The 458-nt window shown below is 44.5% G+C and carries 1 protein-coding gene; it reads left to right on the top strand.

The annotated features are described in order from the left end of the window. Window positions 1–132 precede the first annotated feature (132 nt). Window positions 133–458 (top strand): IS110 family transposase (locus WD019_RS21755; protein WP_425712823.1); only part of this gene is annotated, 326 nt, incomplete at its 3' end.

Below are 458 nucleotides of genomic sequence, written 5' to 3'. Positions count from 1 at the left end.
ATAGACAGACCCCAGCGACCAGGTGCACCACAGAATGTTGCTCCGTTTTTTGGGAAAGCACGCAGGATAGATTAACCCGAATGGTTGCTGCACCAGCCCTTTAATTTATACAGCCGTAGAAGGAGTAAGACTATGGACGTCGTTTACAGTCATTGTTGCGGTCTTGACGTTCATAAAAAGAACGTTGTAGCCTGCACCATTACCCCGGAAGGGAAAGAAATCAGAACGTTTTCAACGATGACAGATGACATTATTCTCCTTGTAGATTGGATTAAAGCCAAAGGATGTTCACACGTAGCGATGGAAAGCACGGGTTCCTACTGGAAACCAATCTACAATCTGCTCGAACTTGAAGACATTCAAATTTTAGTCGTCAATGCCAGTCACATGAAGAATGTTCCTGGACGTAAGACAGACGTAAAAGATGCGGAATGGATAGCTAGTTTACTTCGTCACGG

Origin of the sequence: Fictibacillus sp. Mic-4 (assembly GCF_049843615.1) — a bacterium.
Taxonomy (GTDB): Bacteria; Bacillota; Bacilli; order Bacillales; family Fictibacillaceae; genus Fictibacillus_A; species Fictibacillus_A gelatini.
Note: the sequence above shows the minus strand (reverse complement) of the source record. Positions and strands in the feature narration are given on the sequence as shown.